Genomic DNA, 14,896 nt, shown 5'->3' with positions numbered 1-14,896 from the left:
GATCCTCTCGGTTCGCGGTACGGCCGGCCAGTCTGCCACCCCGTCGATCTTGAAGGACCGCCGCCCACCGGCCGCCAGCCGCCAGCCGCCAGCCGCCCGCCGCCCGGACGGTCGAGGAGCGGGATCCTGGGCGCGGTAGCCGGGAAGGGAGCCCCGGGCCCGCCGCACCGCGTGGTCAGGCCCCCGCCGCCAGGAACCGCTCCACGCGGGCCGCGAACCAGGCCGCGTCGTCGAGCCACGGGAAGTGGCCGGCCCCGGGCTGGACGTCGACCGAGCCCCGCGGGAACAGCGTGGCGAGCCGGGCCGCCAGGGCGGGGCGGGGGTTGCCGTCCAGTTCCGCGGCCAGGACCAGGACCTCACCCGTGAGCCGGCGGAGCGCTTCACGGGTGGCGGGCGGGTCGAAGGCGCCGGGGCCGGCGTAGGCCTCGGCGGCCTTCTCGTTCTGCTGCCGCGCGTTCGCCGCCCAGTGCGCCCGGGCCGTCGCGTCCCAGTTCCCGTAGAAGACCGGCGCGGCCAGCTCCCAGTCCTCCTCGCCGTGCGCGGTGTCCGCGAGGATCCGCTCGTACGTCGCGATCGCCGTGTCGTACGGCTCGGCGCCCGCCCGCAACCGGGCCCCCTCCAGCCGGTCCTCCGCGGTGACCGGGAGGTCCACCGCCCACGCGGTCGGGGTGACCAGGACGGTCCGGCGCAGCCGCTCGGGGTGCGCGGCCGCGTAGAGCTGGGCGAGGTTGCCACCGGCGGAGTGGGCGAGGAGGTCCATGCGCTCCAGGCCCAGATGGGCCCGGAGCGCCTCGACGTCGGCCACCTGGTGGTCGACACGGTACGTCGACTCGTCCGCCGGTATCGCGGAGTCGCCCGTGCCGCGCAGATCGAGCAGGATGAGACGGCGCCCGGCGGCCAGTCCGCCGAGGTCGCCCAAGTACGCGGAGGCCCGCATGGCCCCGCCGGGGATGCAGATCAGGGGCTCGCCCTCCCCCTTGAGGTGGTAGACGAGTTCGGTCCTGTCGTACGTGGTGAAGGTGGGCATGCGGGCCATCAGAACAGACGATCACTCGTTCGAGTCATTGATTTAACCTGCGGATTCCTGGCAATCTACCGAATGATCGGTCGGTTCTCACGATGAGGTGACGGCATGGCGGTGTACACGGATCTCCAGGACACGGGCGAGCGGCTGGGCCGCGACGAGCTGGCCGCCCTCCAGCTCACCCGGCTGCGCGCGACCCTGCACCGCGCGTACGAGAAGGTGCCCTTCTACCGGCAGGCCTTCGACAAAGCCGGCGTGCATCCCGACGACTGCAGGTCCCTCGCCGACCTCTCCCTGTTCCCCTTGACCACCAAGGCCGATCTGCGCGACCAGTACCCCTTCGGGATGTTCGCCGTGCCGCGCTCGCAGGTGCGCCGCATCCACGCCTCCAGCGGCACCACCGGACGGCCGACCGTCGTCGGATACACCGACGGGGACCTCGCCACCTGGGCGGACGTCGTCGCCCGGTCCATACGCGCGGCGGGCGGACGGCCCGGCCAGATCATCCACATCGCCTACGGGTACGGGCTGTTCACCGGCGGCCTGGGCGCGCACTACGGCGCCGAGCGCCTCGGCTGTACGGTCGTGCCCGCATCGGGCGGGATGACGGACCGGCAGGTCCGGCTCATCGAGGACTTCCGGCCGGAGGTCATCATGGTGACCCCTTCCTACATGCTGACCCTGCTGGACGAGATGGAGCGCCAGGGGATCGACCCGCGCGCCACCTCGCTGCGGACGGGGATCTTCGGCGCGGAGCCGTGGACCGAGGAGATGCGCCGGGAGATCGAGGAACGGCTCGACATCGACGCGGTGGACATATACGGCTTGTCCGAGGTCATCGGGCCGGGCGTGGCGCAGGAGTTCGCGGAGACCAAGGACGGCCTGCACATCTGGGAAGACCATTTCTATCCCGAGGTGGTCGATCCGCTGACCGGCGCGGTGCTGCCGGAGGGCGAGCCCGGCGAGCTGGTGTTCACCTCCCTCACCAAGGAGGCCATGCCCGTCATCCGCTACCGCACCCGGGACCTGACGCGGCTACTGCCCGGAACGGCCCGGCCGGCCTTCCGCCGGATGGAGAAGATCACGGGGCGCAGCGACGACATGATCATCCTGCGCGGGGTGAACGTGTACCCGACCCAGATCGAGGAGGTCCTGCTGCGGACGCCGGGCCTGGCTCCCCACTTCCAGCTGCGGCTGACCCGGGAGGGCCGGATGGACGCCCTGACGGTGCGGGTGGAGGCGCGTCGGGAGACGGAGGCCGAGCGACGGCAGGACGCTGCCGCCGCCGTGGTCCGGGCCGTCAAGGAGGGCGTCGGGGTCTCCGTCCGGGTCGAGGTGGTCGACCCGGAGACGCTGGAGCGTTCGGTGGGGAAGATCAAGAGACTGGTCGACCTCCGCGGAGCCGGGGAGGTCAGGGACACGCGGCCGGGCGGCTGAAACCACCCCTTCGGACTCATTTGGGGGTGGCTCCCGGGAGCGGGTCGGCGCTCGGGGGTAGTGCATGAGGTGTGATCTCCACCCTCCGGCAGCTCTACGACCGGCTCCAGGGCTCCCAGATCGGGCTCGCCTGGAGCCGCGGCCGGGAGATGGAGCTGATGCACCGGGCGATGGGCTTCGCAGCCCTCGGCTTCCTCACCCTGGTGCCGCTGCTGGTGGTCGTGGCGGCCGCCGCACCCGGGAGCGGCTCGGGCTTCGGCCGCTGGCTCGGCCAGGCCCTCGGGGTGACGGAGGCCTCGCGGATCCGGGTCGAGATGCTGTTCGGCGCCGCGGACCTGGCACTGGAGCGGACCACCGCGTTCGGTCTGGCCGCCCTCGCGGTGTTCGGCCTGACCTTCGGGTCGGCCGTGCAGACCGGCTACGAGAAGGTCTGGGACCTACCGACCGCACGGTGGCACACCATGTGGCTGCACGTCGTCTGGCTCGCCCTGCTGGTCTGCTACCTCGCCCTGCTCGTGGGGATCCCTTCTCCGTCGAACAACGCCATCGGCACGGTGCTCGGCGCCCTGGGGGACCTCGTCGGCACCTGCCTGTTCTTCGTCGTCTCCCAGCGCCTGCTGCTCGGCGGCCGGGTCCGCTGGCGCGCCCTGGTGCCGGGCGCGGTCGCGACCAGCCTGGGGCTGCTGGGGTTGCGGATCTTCTCGCAGCTGGTGTTCTCGCCGCTCATCGCCTCCAACGCGGTGATCTACGGCCCCTTCGGCACCCTGCTCGTCGTCCAGTCCTGGCTGGTCGGCGTCGGCTTCGTGGTCTACGGCGGCGCACTCGTCGGCCGGCTGGTGCACGAGCACCTCACCCGGCGGCGGCTGCGGCGCGGCGGGCTCTACCTTCCCGAGGACCCCGCCGCACCCCCTCCACGCCCCGACTGACCGAGCCCCCGGCCGGCCGCCAGAAGCCGGACTCCCCCGGCCGGACTCCCCCGGCCGGACTCCCCCGGCCGGACTCCCCCGGCCGGGCTCCCCGACTGACCGGACTCCCCTGGCCTGCCGTCAGCGGCCCGGCGTCAGCGGCCCGGCGTCGGTGGCAGGGTGTCAGCGGCCGGGGTTTGCGAAGCGGTCGCGCAGTTCCCGCTTGAGGATCTTGCCGCTGGCGTTGCGCGGGAGGGCGTCCACGAAGAGCACCCGCTTCGGAGCCTTGAAGTGGGCGAGCCTCTCCCTCGCGTAGGCCATCAGCTCGGCCTCCGTCACCTCCCCCGCCTCCCCGCGCGGGACCACCACCGCGGTGACCGCCTCGATCCAGCGCTCGTCGGGCAGCCCCACCACCGCCGCCTCGGCCACGCCCGGATGGGTATAGAGCACGTCCTCCACCTGCCGCGAGGCGACCAGCACCCCGCCGGAGTTGATGACGTCCTTCACCCGGTCCACGACCGTGAAGTACCCCTGTGCGTCGCGCACCGCGAGGTCGCCCGAGCGGAACCAGCCTGCCCGGAAGGCCTTCTCCGTGGCCACCGGGTCGTTCCAGTACCCCAGGCAGAGCTGTGGCGAGCGGTAGACCACCTCGCCCGCCGTTCCGTCCGGCACGTCCTTGCCGTCCTCGTCGACGACCTTCGCCTCCACGTGGCGCACCGGCCGCCCGCAGGAGTCCATCCGCCCCTCGTGCTCCAGCGGTCCGAGCACGGTGGCCAGCGGGCCGATCTCGCTCTGGCCGAAGCAGTTGTAGAAGCCGAGCCCGGGCAGCCGCTCGCGCAGGCGTTCCAAGACCGGGACCGGCATGATCGAGGCCCCGTAGTACGCCTTCCGCAGCGCGCCCAGCTCACGCACCGCGAACTCCGGGTGCTGGGACAGGCCGATCCACACCGTCGGCGGGGCGAAGAGGCTGTCCGCCTCCCCTGCCTCGACCAGGTCGAAGACCTGCTCCGCGACCGGCGCGTCCACGATCGTGTTCCGTGCTCCCACCGCCAGGTACGGCAGCAGGAAGACGTGCATCTGCGCCGAGTGGTAGAGCGGCAGTGAGTGCACGGGCCGGTCGTCCTCGGCCAGGTCCAGTGCCTCGATCGCGCTCTCGTACTCGTGGGCGAGGGCCCGGTGGGTCATCATCGCGCCCTTGGGCAGGGCGGTGGTCCCCGAGGTGTAGAGGAGCTGTACCAGCGCGTCCGGATCCCGGTCGGCCTCGAAGGGCAGCGGATCGGCCAGCTCCGCCAGGAAGGAGTCGGGGGCGTCGCGCAGCGCCCGTACCCGGTACCCGTCGGGGATCCGCCCGGCCAGGTCGGGATCGGCGAGGACCAAAGCGCTGCCGGAGTCGTCCAGGATGTGCGCGAGGTCCTCGCCGGTGAGGTTCTGGTTGACCGGGACGTGGGTGAGTCCGGCCCGGGCGCAGGCGAGGTAGGCCAGGAGGTAGGCGTCGCTGTTGTGGGCGAAGGTGGCGACCCGGTCCCCGGTGGCCAGTCCGTACCGCTCCCGCAGCACGGCGGCGCCAGTGGTGACGGCCGCGTCGAGTTCCGCGTACGTCCAGCTCCGCTCGCCGTAGCGCACGGCCGGGCGGTCGGGGACCCGCCGCGCGCTGTCGTGCACCAACCCGTCGACCGTGTTGTCCCGCACTGCCCGCAGTGCCCGCGCTGCCGTCATGCCGCGATCCTCGTCCTCCCGCACACCCAAGGTCAATAACCGGATACCAAACGGGATGTTGACAGATCATCGGACCGGCTGAATGAGTGTGGGGGCACGGACGTACCGCCTGTCCAACGGGTAACCACGCCCATCCACAGGCTACTTGGGAGGACTGTTGCACCTCAGCACTCGTCCGATACTCCGCCGCGTCGCCCTCACCGGCGCCGCTCTGCTCGCCGCGACGGCCGCCGTGCCGCAGGCCTCTGCGGCCCCGGCGCCCGACGACCGGACGGCCGCCGGCGGCGGTCTGTCCGCCGTCATCCGGTACACCGAGAACGGCATCCCGCACATCCTCGCCCCCGACTACGCGCGGCTCGGCTTCGGCACCGGCTGGGCCCAGGCCGCCGACCAGGTCTGCGTCCTCGCCGACGGGTTCGTGACCGTCTCCGGTGAGCGTTCCCGCTGGTTCGGCGCCGACGCCGCGCCCGACTTCTCGCTCTCCTCGGCCACGAAGAACCTCTCCAGCGACCTGTACTTCAAGGGGGTGCGGGAGTCCGGGACGGTGGAGAAGCTGCTGGCGACACCGGCCCCCGCCGGTCCCACCAAGGACCTCAAGGAGCTGATGCGCGGCTGGGCCGCCGGGTACAACGCCTGGCTGACCCAGAACGAGGTCACCGACCCGGCGTGCAAGGGCGCAGGCTGGGTCCGTCCGGTCACCACGGCCGATGTGGCCGCCCGCGCCTTCGCGGTCTCGGTCCTCGGCGGCCAGGGCCGCGGCATCGACGGCATCACGGCCGCGCAGCCCCCGGGCACCGCGGGGACCCCGGCCGGCCCCTCGGCGCGCCCGCAAGCCGCCGATCCCCAAGCCGCCGATCCGCAGGACGCCGATCCGCAGGACGCCGATCCGGCGGCCGCTGCCGAGGCCGCGCGGGAGTTCTTCGACACCAGCCGCTACGACATGGGCTCCAACGCGGTGGCCTTCGCCGGCTCCACCACGGCGAACGGCCGCGGTCTGCTCCTCGGGAACCCGCACTACCCGTGGCACGGCGGGCGCCGCTTCTGGCAGTTCCAGCAGACCATCCCGGGTGAGCTGAACGTCTCGGGCGCCTCCCTGCTCGGCACCGCCGTGATCAACGTCGGTTTCAACGAGAAGGTGGCCTGGAGCCACACGGTCGCCACCGGCACCCCCGTGAACCTGCACCAGCTCGCCCTGGACCCGGCCGACCCGACCGCCTACCTCGTCGACGGCACGCCGGAGAGCATGACCCGACGGACCGTCACCGTCCCGGTGGCGGGCGGCGCCCCGGTCACCCGCACCCAGTGGTGGACCCGCTACGGACCGGTGGTCTCGGACCTCGGCCCGAGCCTGCCTCTGCCCTGGACCGCCCGGACGGCGTACGCGCTGAACGACCCGAACGCGGTGAACCTGCGCGGCTCCGACACCGCCCTGGCGATGGGCAGGGCCCGCTCGGTGGCCGGGATCCAGGACGCGCTGGGGCGCACCCAGGGCCTGCCCTGGGTCAACACCGTGGCCGCCGACTCCGCGGGCGGCACCCTCTTCACCCAGACCCAGGTGCTCCCCCGGATCACCGACGAACTGGCGGCCCGCTGCTCCACCCCGCTGGGCCGGGCCACGTACCCGGCCTCGGGGCTGGCGGTGCTGGACGGTTCGCGCGGTGACTGCGCGATCGGCTCCGATCCGGACGCGGTGCAACCGGGCGTCTTCGGCCCGGGGAAGGCACCGACGCTACAGGGCGCCCCGTACGCCGAGAACTCCAACGACAGCGCCTGGCTGGCCAACGCCGACCGGCCGCTGACGGGCTACGAGCGGATCTGGGGCAACGTCGCCACCCCGCGCTCGCTGCGCACGCGCGGCGCGGTCGAGGACGTCTCCGCGATGGCCGCGAGGGGCCGGCTGACCGTGGCCGACCTTCAGGAACAGCAGTTCGCGAACCGGGTGCCGGCCGGTGATCTGGCGGCGGCCGACGCGGCGAAGGCGTGTGCCGGTCTGCCGGGCGGGACGGCGACGGCGAGCGACGGCGCTGCGGTGGACGTCTCGGCGGCCTGCACGGTGCTGGCGGGCTGGGACCGCACGACCGACGGTGCCAGCCGCGGCGCGCTGCTCTTCGACCGGTTCTGGCGCAGGCTGACGGCCTCGACGCCGGCCAAGGACCTGTGGCTGGTGCCGTTCTCGGCGGCCGACCCCGTACGCACCCCCCGTACGCTCAACCGGGCGGCGCCCGGCATCGGGCGGGCGCTCGCGGACGCGGTGGCGGAGTTGAAGGCGGCCGGGATCGCGCTGGACGCCCCGCTGGGTGAGCACCAGTTCGTGGTGCGGGGCGGACGCAAGCTGCCGGTGGGCGGCGGTACGGAGGCGCTCGGCGTCTGGAACAAGATCGAGGCGCCGTGGAACGCGGCGGCCGGCGGCTACCCGGAGGTCACGCACGGGTCCAGCCACATCCAGGCGGTCGGCTGGAACGGCGGCCGCTGTCCGGTGGCGCGCACCCTGCTGACGTACAGCCAGTCCTCGAACCCGCTCTCGCCGTACTACGCCGACCAGACCCGGATGTACTCCGAGGAGCGCTGGGTCACGGCACGTTTCTGCGAGCGGGACATCCTCACGTCGCCGAAGCTGAAGGTGGTCCTGGCCCGCGAACGGCGGTGATGCGCGGCCCGCGTTCCTCTTCCCGGCCCCGGCCCTGGCCCCGGTCGCGCTTCCGGTCCCTCACGGGCTGACGGCCAGGAAGAGGTACGCGGCCAGCAGCACGATGTGCACGCCGCCCTGGAGCAGCGTGGCGCGCCCGGGGACGATGGTGAGGGCGCTGACCACGACGGTCAGCGCGAGCAGCACCATGTGGATCGGGCCGAGGCCGAGCAGGAGCGGGCCGGAGAGCCAGATCGAGGCCAGGGCGATGGCGGGGATGGTCAGGCCGATGCTGGCGATGGCGGATCCGTAGGCCAGGTTGAGACTGGTCTGCACGCGGTCGCGGCGGGCGGCGCGAACGGCGGCGAGGGTCTCGGGCAGCAGGACGAGCAGAGCGATGATCACGCCGACGACCGCCTGGGGCAGGCCGGCGGCCGCGACGGCCCGTTCGATGGTCGGGGAGACGGCCTTGGCGTCGCCGACGACCGCGACGAGCGCGATCAGCAGCAGGCCGAGGCTGAGGAGGGCGGCGCGGACGGTGGGCGGCTCGGCGTGACCGTCGGCGTCGCCGGAGCCCGTTCCGGTGTCCACGGGCAGGAAGTAGCTGCGGTGACGGACCGTCTGGACGGCGACGAAGAGTCCGTACAGGGCGAGCGAGGCGACGGCGGCGAAGATGAGCTGCGCGGCCGAGAACTCGGGGCCTGGCTTGCTGGTGGTGAAGGTCGGCAGGACCAGGCTCAGGGTGGCCAGCGTCGCGACGGTGGCGAGGGCGGCGCCGGACCCTTCGGGGTTGAAGACGGCGATCCGGTTGCGCAGGGCGCCGACGAGCAGCGACAGGCCGACGATCCCGTTGCACGTGATCATGACGGCGGCGAAGACCGTGTCCCGGGCGAGCGAGGCGGACTTGTCGCCGCCGTCGGCCATCAGGGTGACGATGAGCGCCACCTCGATGACGGTGACGGCCACGGCGAGGACGAGGGAGCCGAAGGGTTCGCCGACCCGGTGGGCGACGACCTCGGCGTGGTGCACGGCGGCGAGGACCGCACCGGCCAGGCAGAGGGCGACGAGCGCCACCGCGAAACCGGGCAGGTCCCGCCCCCAGCTGAGGACGAGCGCGACCAGCGCCACCACGGGGACCACGACGGTCCAGTCGGTCAGGAAGGATCTGCGCTTAGTCGTACCCATATCTGCCAAGTTGCCAGATGCGTCCCTCAAGTGCGCCGCAAGGCGCGCCTCAGGTGCCTTGACGTGGCTCTTCTCACGGATTCGCCCGGCGTGGCGGGTTCCGATCGCCCGGGCCGGACGCTCGGGGGCCCGAGGATGGGGGCATGACCTCAGCGGACGCGCGGTCGGACTGGACCGAGGGCGGACTGACCGACCTGCACCGCACCGTGCTCTGGGCGTTGCTGCGCCACGTCTCCCCCGCGCCGGGGGCCGAGCGGCCGGGCGCGGGACGGCCGGTGCGCGGTGTGCTGCAACCGCCCGGTCGACCGTGGCTCACCCGTGTGGTCCTGTGGGACGGCCACGATCTGAGTACGTCGGTCGCCTACGACCTGCCCCTGCTCGACGCGTACGACACCAACGTCCCGTGGTCGGCGATCGAGGGGACCCTGCGGCGGCTCGCCGCCGGGCCGCAGCCGGAGCCCGCTTTCCGGGACGGGCTGGACATCCCCGTCGTCGACGCCGGCGCCGAGGCCGTGCGCTTCGGCGAGGATCCCGTGTACGACCGCAGCGACGCGCTGCACGCCGCCGTCTGCGTGCTGAGCCCGTTCTCCGTAGCGAGCCCGTTCTCCGCGCCCCCGGAGTCCGGGGCGGGACCCGAGCTGCTGCTCGGCGGATTCCTGCTGACCGGCCCGGACACGGTGCGGCTGTACGTGGACCGGACCGATGGACCGGCAGGACCGGCAGGACCGACAGGACCGGCGGCGCGGATCGGCGTGGACCTGTCCCTGCTGGACCGCGGGGGACGCGTACGAGGGGGGTGCACCGCGCTGATGGCGGCGCTGCCCTCGCTCGTACGCGGCGAGCTCGATCAGAACGCCTCGGAGGTCGAGGACCCCTATTGCGCCCGGGTGTACGACTTCACGTACTGGTGACGTGGTCGGCCGGCGGGCTCACATCGCGCGTTCGTGGCCCTCCCAGTAAGGATCGCGCAGCCGCCGCTTGTAGAGCTTGCCGTTCGGGTCGCGCGGCATCGTCTCGATGAAGTCGACCGTCTTGGGGCGCTTGTAGCCGGCGAGCTGCCGCTCGCAGTGGTGCAGGATCTCCGCGGCCAGGGCGTCGCCCGCGACGAAGCCCTCGGCCGGTTCGACGACCGCCTTGACCTGCTCGCCCCAGTCGGCGTGCGGGATGCCGAAGGCGGCGGCGTCCGCCACGGCCGGGTGGGTGAGCAGGGCCGATTCGATCTCGGCCGGGTAGATGTTGACCCCGCCCGAGATGATCATGTCGATCTTGCGGTCGCGGAGGAAGAGGTAGCCCTCCTCGTCGATCAGCCCCAGGTCGCCGACCGTGAAGAAGTCGCCGATCCGGTTCTTCCGCGTCTTGCCCTCGTCCTTGTGGTAGCTGAAGCCGCCGGTGTTCATCTTGAGGTAGACGGTGCCCAGTTCCCCGGCGGGCAGCCGGTTGCCGTCGTCGTCGAAGACGGCGAGTTCGCTGATCGGCCAGGCCTTGCCGACGGTTCCCGGCTTCTTCAGCCAGTCCTCGGCGGTCGCGAAGGCTCCGCCGCCCTCGCTGGCCGCGTAGTACTCCTCCACGCAGTGGCCCCACCAGTCGATCATCGCCCGTTTGACGTGGTCGGGGCAGGGCGCGGCGCCGTGGATGGCGTGCCGCATCGAGGAGACGTCGTACGCGTCCTTCGTCTCCTGGGGGAGGGCGAGGAGGCGGTGGAACTGGGTCGGCACCATGTGGGTGTGCGTGCAGGCGTGGCCGTCGATCAGGCGGAGCATCTCCTGCGGCGTCCACTTGTCCATCAGGACCAGCGGGTGCCCGATGTGCAGGGCGGCGCCCGCGAATTGGAGGACGGCCGTGTGGTAGAGCGGCGAGCAGACCAGGTGGACGTTGCCGTCGAAGGGCCGGATGCCGAAGATGCCGAGGAAGCCGCCCAGGTACGTCTCCTCCGGGAGCTTGCCGGGCAGCGGGCGGCGGATGCCGCGCGGGCGGCCGGTGGTGCCGGAGGTGTAGTTCATGACCCAGCCCAGCGTGCGGCCCTCGGGGGTGGTCGCGGGCTGCCCGTCGAGCAGCTGCGCGTACGGCCGGAAGCCCGCGACCGCTCCGACGGCGTAGCGGTGGCTCGTGGGCAGGGCGGCCTCGTCTGCGGCGGCGGTGGCGGCGTCGGCGAAGCGCTCGTGGGCGATGAGGACCTTGGCTCCGGAGTCGGAGACGATCCAGGCGATCTCGGGGCCGACGAGGTGGTGGTTGACGGGGACGAGGTAGAAGCCCGCCTGGGAGGCGGCCAGGTAGGCGGTGAGGAACTCGACGCCGTTGGGGAGGACGACGGCGAAGACGTCGCCCTTCTCCAGGCCGGCGGCGCGCAGGCCGTGGACGAGGCGGTTGACGTCGGCGTGCAGCCGGCCGGCGCTCCATTCCTCGCCCTCGGGGGTCACCAGGACGGCGCGCCCGGGGTCGGCGGCGGCCTGGGCCCAGAAGCCGTTGGGGGGCTGCTGGTCGGCGGTGGGGGTCGTGGACGTCGTCGCGGTCATGTCGGTCACGCCTCTCGGACTCGGCCGGCGATGCGGTTGATGCGGTCGATCGCCCTCTCGAACCCGCTGGTGAGGTCGTCGAAGACGGCCTGGACGCTGCGTTCCTCGGTCATCCGGCCGACGATCTGCCCGACGGGAGTGCCGAGCAGCGGCTGGATCTCGTACTTCTGGATCCGGGAGACGGCTTCGGCGACGAGCAGGCCCTGGAGCGGCATGGGGAGCGCGCCCGGGCCCGCCGGGTCGTCCCAGGCGTCGGTCCACTCGGTGCGCAACTGGCGGGCGGGCTTGCCGGTGAGGGCGCGGGAGCGGACGGTGTCGCCGGAGCCGGCGGCGAGCAGTTTCTCGGTGAGGGCGCGCGAGTGGAGGTCGGCCTCGGTGGTGGTGAGCCAGAGCGAGCCGAGCCAGGCACCCTGGGCGCCGAGGGCGAGGCCGGCGGCGATCTGCTCGCCGCTGCCGATGCCGCCGGCGGCGAGGACCGGGAGGGGGGCGACGGCCTCGACGATCTCGGGGACCAGGACCATGGTGGCGATGTCGCCGGTGTGGCCGCCGGCCTCGTAGCCCTGGGCGACGACGATGTCGATGCCGGCTTCGACGTGGCGGCGGGCGTGCTTGGCGCTGCCGGCGAGGGCGGCGACGAGGACGCCGTGGTCGTGGGCGCGCGCGATGACGTCGGCGGGCGGGGAACCGAGGGCGTTCGCCAGGAGTTTGATGGGGTAGTCGAAGGCGACGTCGAGCTGGCTCCGGGCGACCTGTTCCATCCAGCCGGTGATCCGCCAGCCCGAGGCCTCGCCCTCGGCGAGCTCGGGCACGTGGTGCTTGGCGAGGGTCTCGCGGACGAAGGCGCGGTGCGGGTCCGGGATCATCGCCTCGATGTCGGCTTCGCCGATGCCGTCGACGGCCTTCTTGGCGGGCATGACGACGTCGAGGCCGTAGGGCTTGCCGTCGGTGTGCGCCTGCATCCAGTCGAGGTCGCGTTTCAGGTCGTCGGGGGCCGTGTAGCGGACCGCGCCGAGGACACCGAAACCGCCCGCGCGGGTGATCGCAGCGGCGACCGCCGGGAAGGGCGTGAAGCCGAAGATGGCGTGCTCGACTCCCAGTTTCTTGCTCAGCTCCGTCTCCATGGGCGGCAGGATGCCGCAGCCCGGCGGCCGAGGGAAGAGATTTTCTGATGCAGTGTCAGATTCTTTACGGGCCGGTCAGTGCGGAGGGTGCCCGGTGGGCGGGCAGATACCCACTAGCGTGCGGAAGCGCCTGCGGCGCGCACGGCGGATCCGGGAGGCCCGGGCCCGTTCGCCTGCGGCGCGCTCGACGGTTCCGGGGCCCGGACCCCTGGCGGTGCCCCGGGCGGTGACGCCGCAGGCGGTCGGTGGGGCAGTCCAGCCCCGTCGGCGCGTGAGGTGCGGGGCCCGGGGCGGAGCGCCGGGAGACGGCACCGCAGGCCGGGGCCGTCCCAGCCCTGCAGGCGTGTGAGGCGCGGGGCCCGGGGCGGAGTCCTGGGAGACGGCGCCGCCGGTGACAGCGGACAGGAGGGCGGACATGACAGTACGCACGGGGGCTTTCGGCGTGGCGGGCGGAGAAGCGCGAGCCGCACAGACCGCAACGGGCGGGCCCGAGAAGACGGGCGGCGGGCCCGAGAAGACGAGCGGCCGGTCCGGAGCAGCCGGTGGCGGGTTGACGCGGCGACGGCTCGGGGGGCGACTGCTCGCCCTCGGCGGGGTGCTCGTCCTACACGCCGCGCTCCCCGGCTCCGCGGGTGCCGCGGGGGCCGCGGGCGGCCCGGCCGAGCGGCGCGCGCTCCAGGGCCTACGGCTGCGGTACGGATCCGCCCGCCAGGCCGGGTTGCTGGAGAAGCACCTGGAGGGGGTGGCGGACGAGGCCCGGCGCTTCCTGGGCCCCTCCCCCGAACACCCCTACTACGCGGGAGCGGTGGTCCTCGCCGGCCGGGGCCGCACCATCGCCCTGCACCGCGCCATGGGGTACGCGGTCCGGTACGCGGACTACGACGGACGGACCGACCGCGTCAGGGAGTTCGCGGCGGCCGAACGGATCGCGATGGCCGAGGACACGGTCTTCGACCTGGCCTCGCTGACCAAGCTGTTCACCTCCATCCTGGCGGTCCAGCAGATGGAGCGCGGGCGCCTGGAACTGGAGGCTCCGGTGTGCCGGTACCTGCCGGAGTTCACCGGGGGCGGCAAGGAGATCATTACGGTCCGTCAGCTGCTCACGCACACCTCGGGGTTGCGCTCCTGGGCGCCCTTCTACCAAGAGTCCACGCGGGAGGGGCGGCTGAGGCTGCTGTGGTCGGTCAGGCCGCAGGAGACCCCCGGGACCGTCTACCGGTATTCCGACCTCAACCTCATCGCGCTGCAACTGCTCCTGGAACAGATCACCGGTCGCACTCTGGACGTCCTGCTCCGCGACGAGATCACCGCTCCGCTCGGGATGCACCGCACTCGTTACAACCCGCCGCGCTCCTGGCGCCGGGTCATCGCCGCCACCGAGGTGCAGCGCCCGCCCTGGTCCGGCCTGGACCGCGGGCTGGTGTGGGGCGAGGTCCACGACGAGAACGCGTACGCGCTCGGCGGCGTCGCGGGCCACGCCGGGGTCTTCGGCACCGCCTGGGACCTGGCGGTCCTCGCCCGCGCCCTCCTCGACGGCGGTGTCTACGCGGGCAAGCGCATCCTGCGCCCGGCCTCCGTCGAGCTGCTCTTCACCGACTACAACACGGCCTTCCCCGGCGACGACCACGGTCTCGGCTTCGAGCTCTACCAGCACTGGTACATGGGTGCCATGGCCACCCCGCACTCCGCCGGGCACACCGGCTTCACCGGCACCTCCCTGGTCCTCGACCCCTCCACCGACTCGTTCCTGATCCTGCTCGGCAACTCCGTCCACCCCGTGCGGACCTGGCGGGCCGGCAGCGCGCCCCGGGTCGCGGTCGGCAACCGCTTCGCCCGCGCCGTCCCGGTCCGCACCCGGCACGGCGGCGCGGCCTGGTTCTCCGGCGTCCAGACGGGCGCCTCGGGCACCCTCACACTGCCGCCCCTCGGCCCGGCCACGGCTGCCGCCCGGCTGCGCTGCGCCGTGTGGTGGGACACCGTGCCCGGCGAGGGCGCCCTGCACCTGGAGGCCTCTGCCGACGGGGAGCACTGGGAGGCGCTGCCCTTCAGCACGCTGCGGTCCACCGGCGGCACGCCCGAGCAGTGGCCGCGGGGCTCCGTGAGCGGCTGGTCGGGCCGTGTCTGGCACCGCCTCGAAGCCCCCCTCACGGCCGCCTGGGCGGGACGCGAGGTACGGCTGCGCTTCCGCCACACCGCGACCGGCCGCTACGTGGGGCGCGGGGCCTACGTGGACGTGGTCCGCGTGGCGGAACCGGGCCGCCTGCTCTTCGCGGAGGACCGCCCCGCCGACGCCGACCGCATCGAGGCCATCGGCTGGACCCGGTCGACGGACTGACCTAGCCGTATTGACCACGAGCGTCGTTGATAGT

General features: G+C 73.0%; 10 protein-coding genes. 5 read left to right on the top strand and 5 right to left on the bottom strand.

The window, feature by feature from the left end; all coding sequences use genetic code 11:
• Window positions 1-175: 175 nt before the first annotated feature.
• Window positions 176-1,027: an alpha/beta fold hydrolase gene (locus tag OG386_RS38225; RefSeq protein WP_328791928.1), complete on the bottom strand. Its 852-nt coding sequence runs from the start codon at window positions 1,025-1,027 to the stop codon at window positions 176-178.
• Window positions 1,028-1,132: 105 nt separating this feature from the next.
• Here OG386_RS38225 and paaK point away from each other — a divergent pair, with 105 nt between their 5' ends.
• Both paaK and OG386_RS38215 read left to right on the top strand, forming a co-directional pair.
• Window positions 1,133-2,461 (top strand): phenylacetate--CoA ligase PaaK, encoded by a 1,329-nt coding sequence (paaK, locus tag OG386_RS38220; RefSeq protein ID WP_328791927.1) that lies wholly within the window; start codon window positions 1,133-1,135, stop codon window positions 2,459-2,461.
• 71 nt (window positions 2,462-2,532) lie between these two features.
• Window positions 2,533-3,387, top strand: a complete 855-nt coding sequence (locus OG386_RS38215) for a YhjD/YihY/BrkB family envelope integrity protein (RefSeq protein WP_328791926.1) — start codon at window positions 2,533-2,535, stop codon at window positions 3,385-3,387.
• Window positions 3,388-3,549: 162 nt separating this feature from the next.
• Here OG386_RS38215 and OG386_RS38210 read toward each other — a convergent pair whose 3' ends face one another.
• Complete coding sequence (locus OG386_RS38210; protein ID WP_405786334.1) at window positions 3,550-5,082, bottom strand: fatty acyl-CoA synthetase; 1,533 nt, start codon at window positions 5,080-5,082, stop codon at window positions 3,550-3,552.
• 157 nt (window positions 5,083-5,239) lie between these two features.
• On the opposite strand from OG386_RS38210, the gene OG386_RS38205 reads away from it, so the two are divergent.
• A complete protein-coding gene (locus OG386_RS38205; protein ID WP_328791925.1) occupies window positions 5,240-7,729 on the top strand; it encodes a penicillin acylase family protein in 2,490 nt (829 codons plus the stop codon).
• Window positions 7,730-7,789: 60 nt separating this feature from the next.
• Here the strand turns inward: OG386_RS38205 and OG386_RS38200 are convergent, their stop codons facing one another.
• Window positions 7,790-8,893: a calcium:proton antiporter gene (locus OG386_RS38200; RefSeq protein ID WP_328791924.1), complete on the bottom strand. Its 1,104-nt coding sequence runs from the start codon at window positions 8,891-8,893 to the stop codon at window positions 7,790-7,792.
• 143 nt (window positions 8,894-9,036) lie between these two features.
• Here OG386_RS38200 and OG386_RS38195 point away from each other — a divergent pair, with 143 nt between their 5' ends.
• Complete coding sequence (locus tag OG386_RS38195) at window positions 9,037-9,804, top strand: hypothetical protein (protein ID WP_328791923.1); 768 nt, start codon at window positions 9,037-9,039, stop codon at window positions 9,802-9,804.
• A gap of 18 nt (window positions 9,805-9,822) precedes the next feature.
• Here the strand turns inward: OG386_RS38195 and OG386_RS38190 are convergent, their stop codons facing one another.
• Entirely contained in the window at window positions 9,823-11,406 is a 1,584-nt protein-coding gene (locus OG386_RS38190) for an acyl-CoA synthetase (RefSeq protein ID WP_328791922.1), read from the bottom strand.
• A 5-nt stretch (window positions 11,407-11,411) separates the two neighbouring features.
• Entirely contained in the window at window positions 11,412-12,527 is a 1,116-nt protein-coding gene (locus OG386_RS38185) for a nitronate monooxygenase (protein WP_328791921.1), read from the bottom strand.
• A 415-nt stretch (window positions 12,528-12,942) separates the two neighbouring features.
• On the opposite strand from OG386_RS38185, the gene OG386_RS38180 reads away from it, so the two are divergent.
• Window positions 12,943-14,862, top strand: a complete 1,920-nt coding sequence (locus tag OG386_RS38180; protein ID WP_328791920.1) for a serine hydrolase — start codon at window positions 12,943-12,945, stop codon at window positions 14,860-14,862.
• Window positions 14,863-14,896: the final 34 nt, after the last annotated feature.

Source organism: Streptomyces sp. NBC_00273, from assembly GCF_036178145.1.
GTDB lineage: Bacteria > Actinomycetota > Actinomycetes > Streptomycetales > Streptomycetaceae > Streptomyces.
This window is presented reverse-complemented; position numbering and strand designations above follow the sequence as displayed.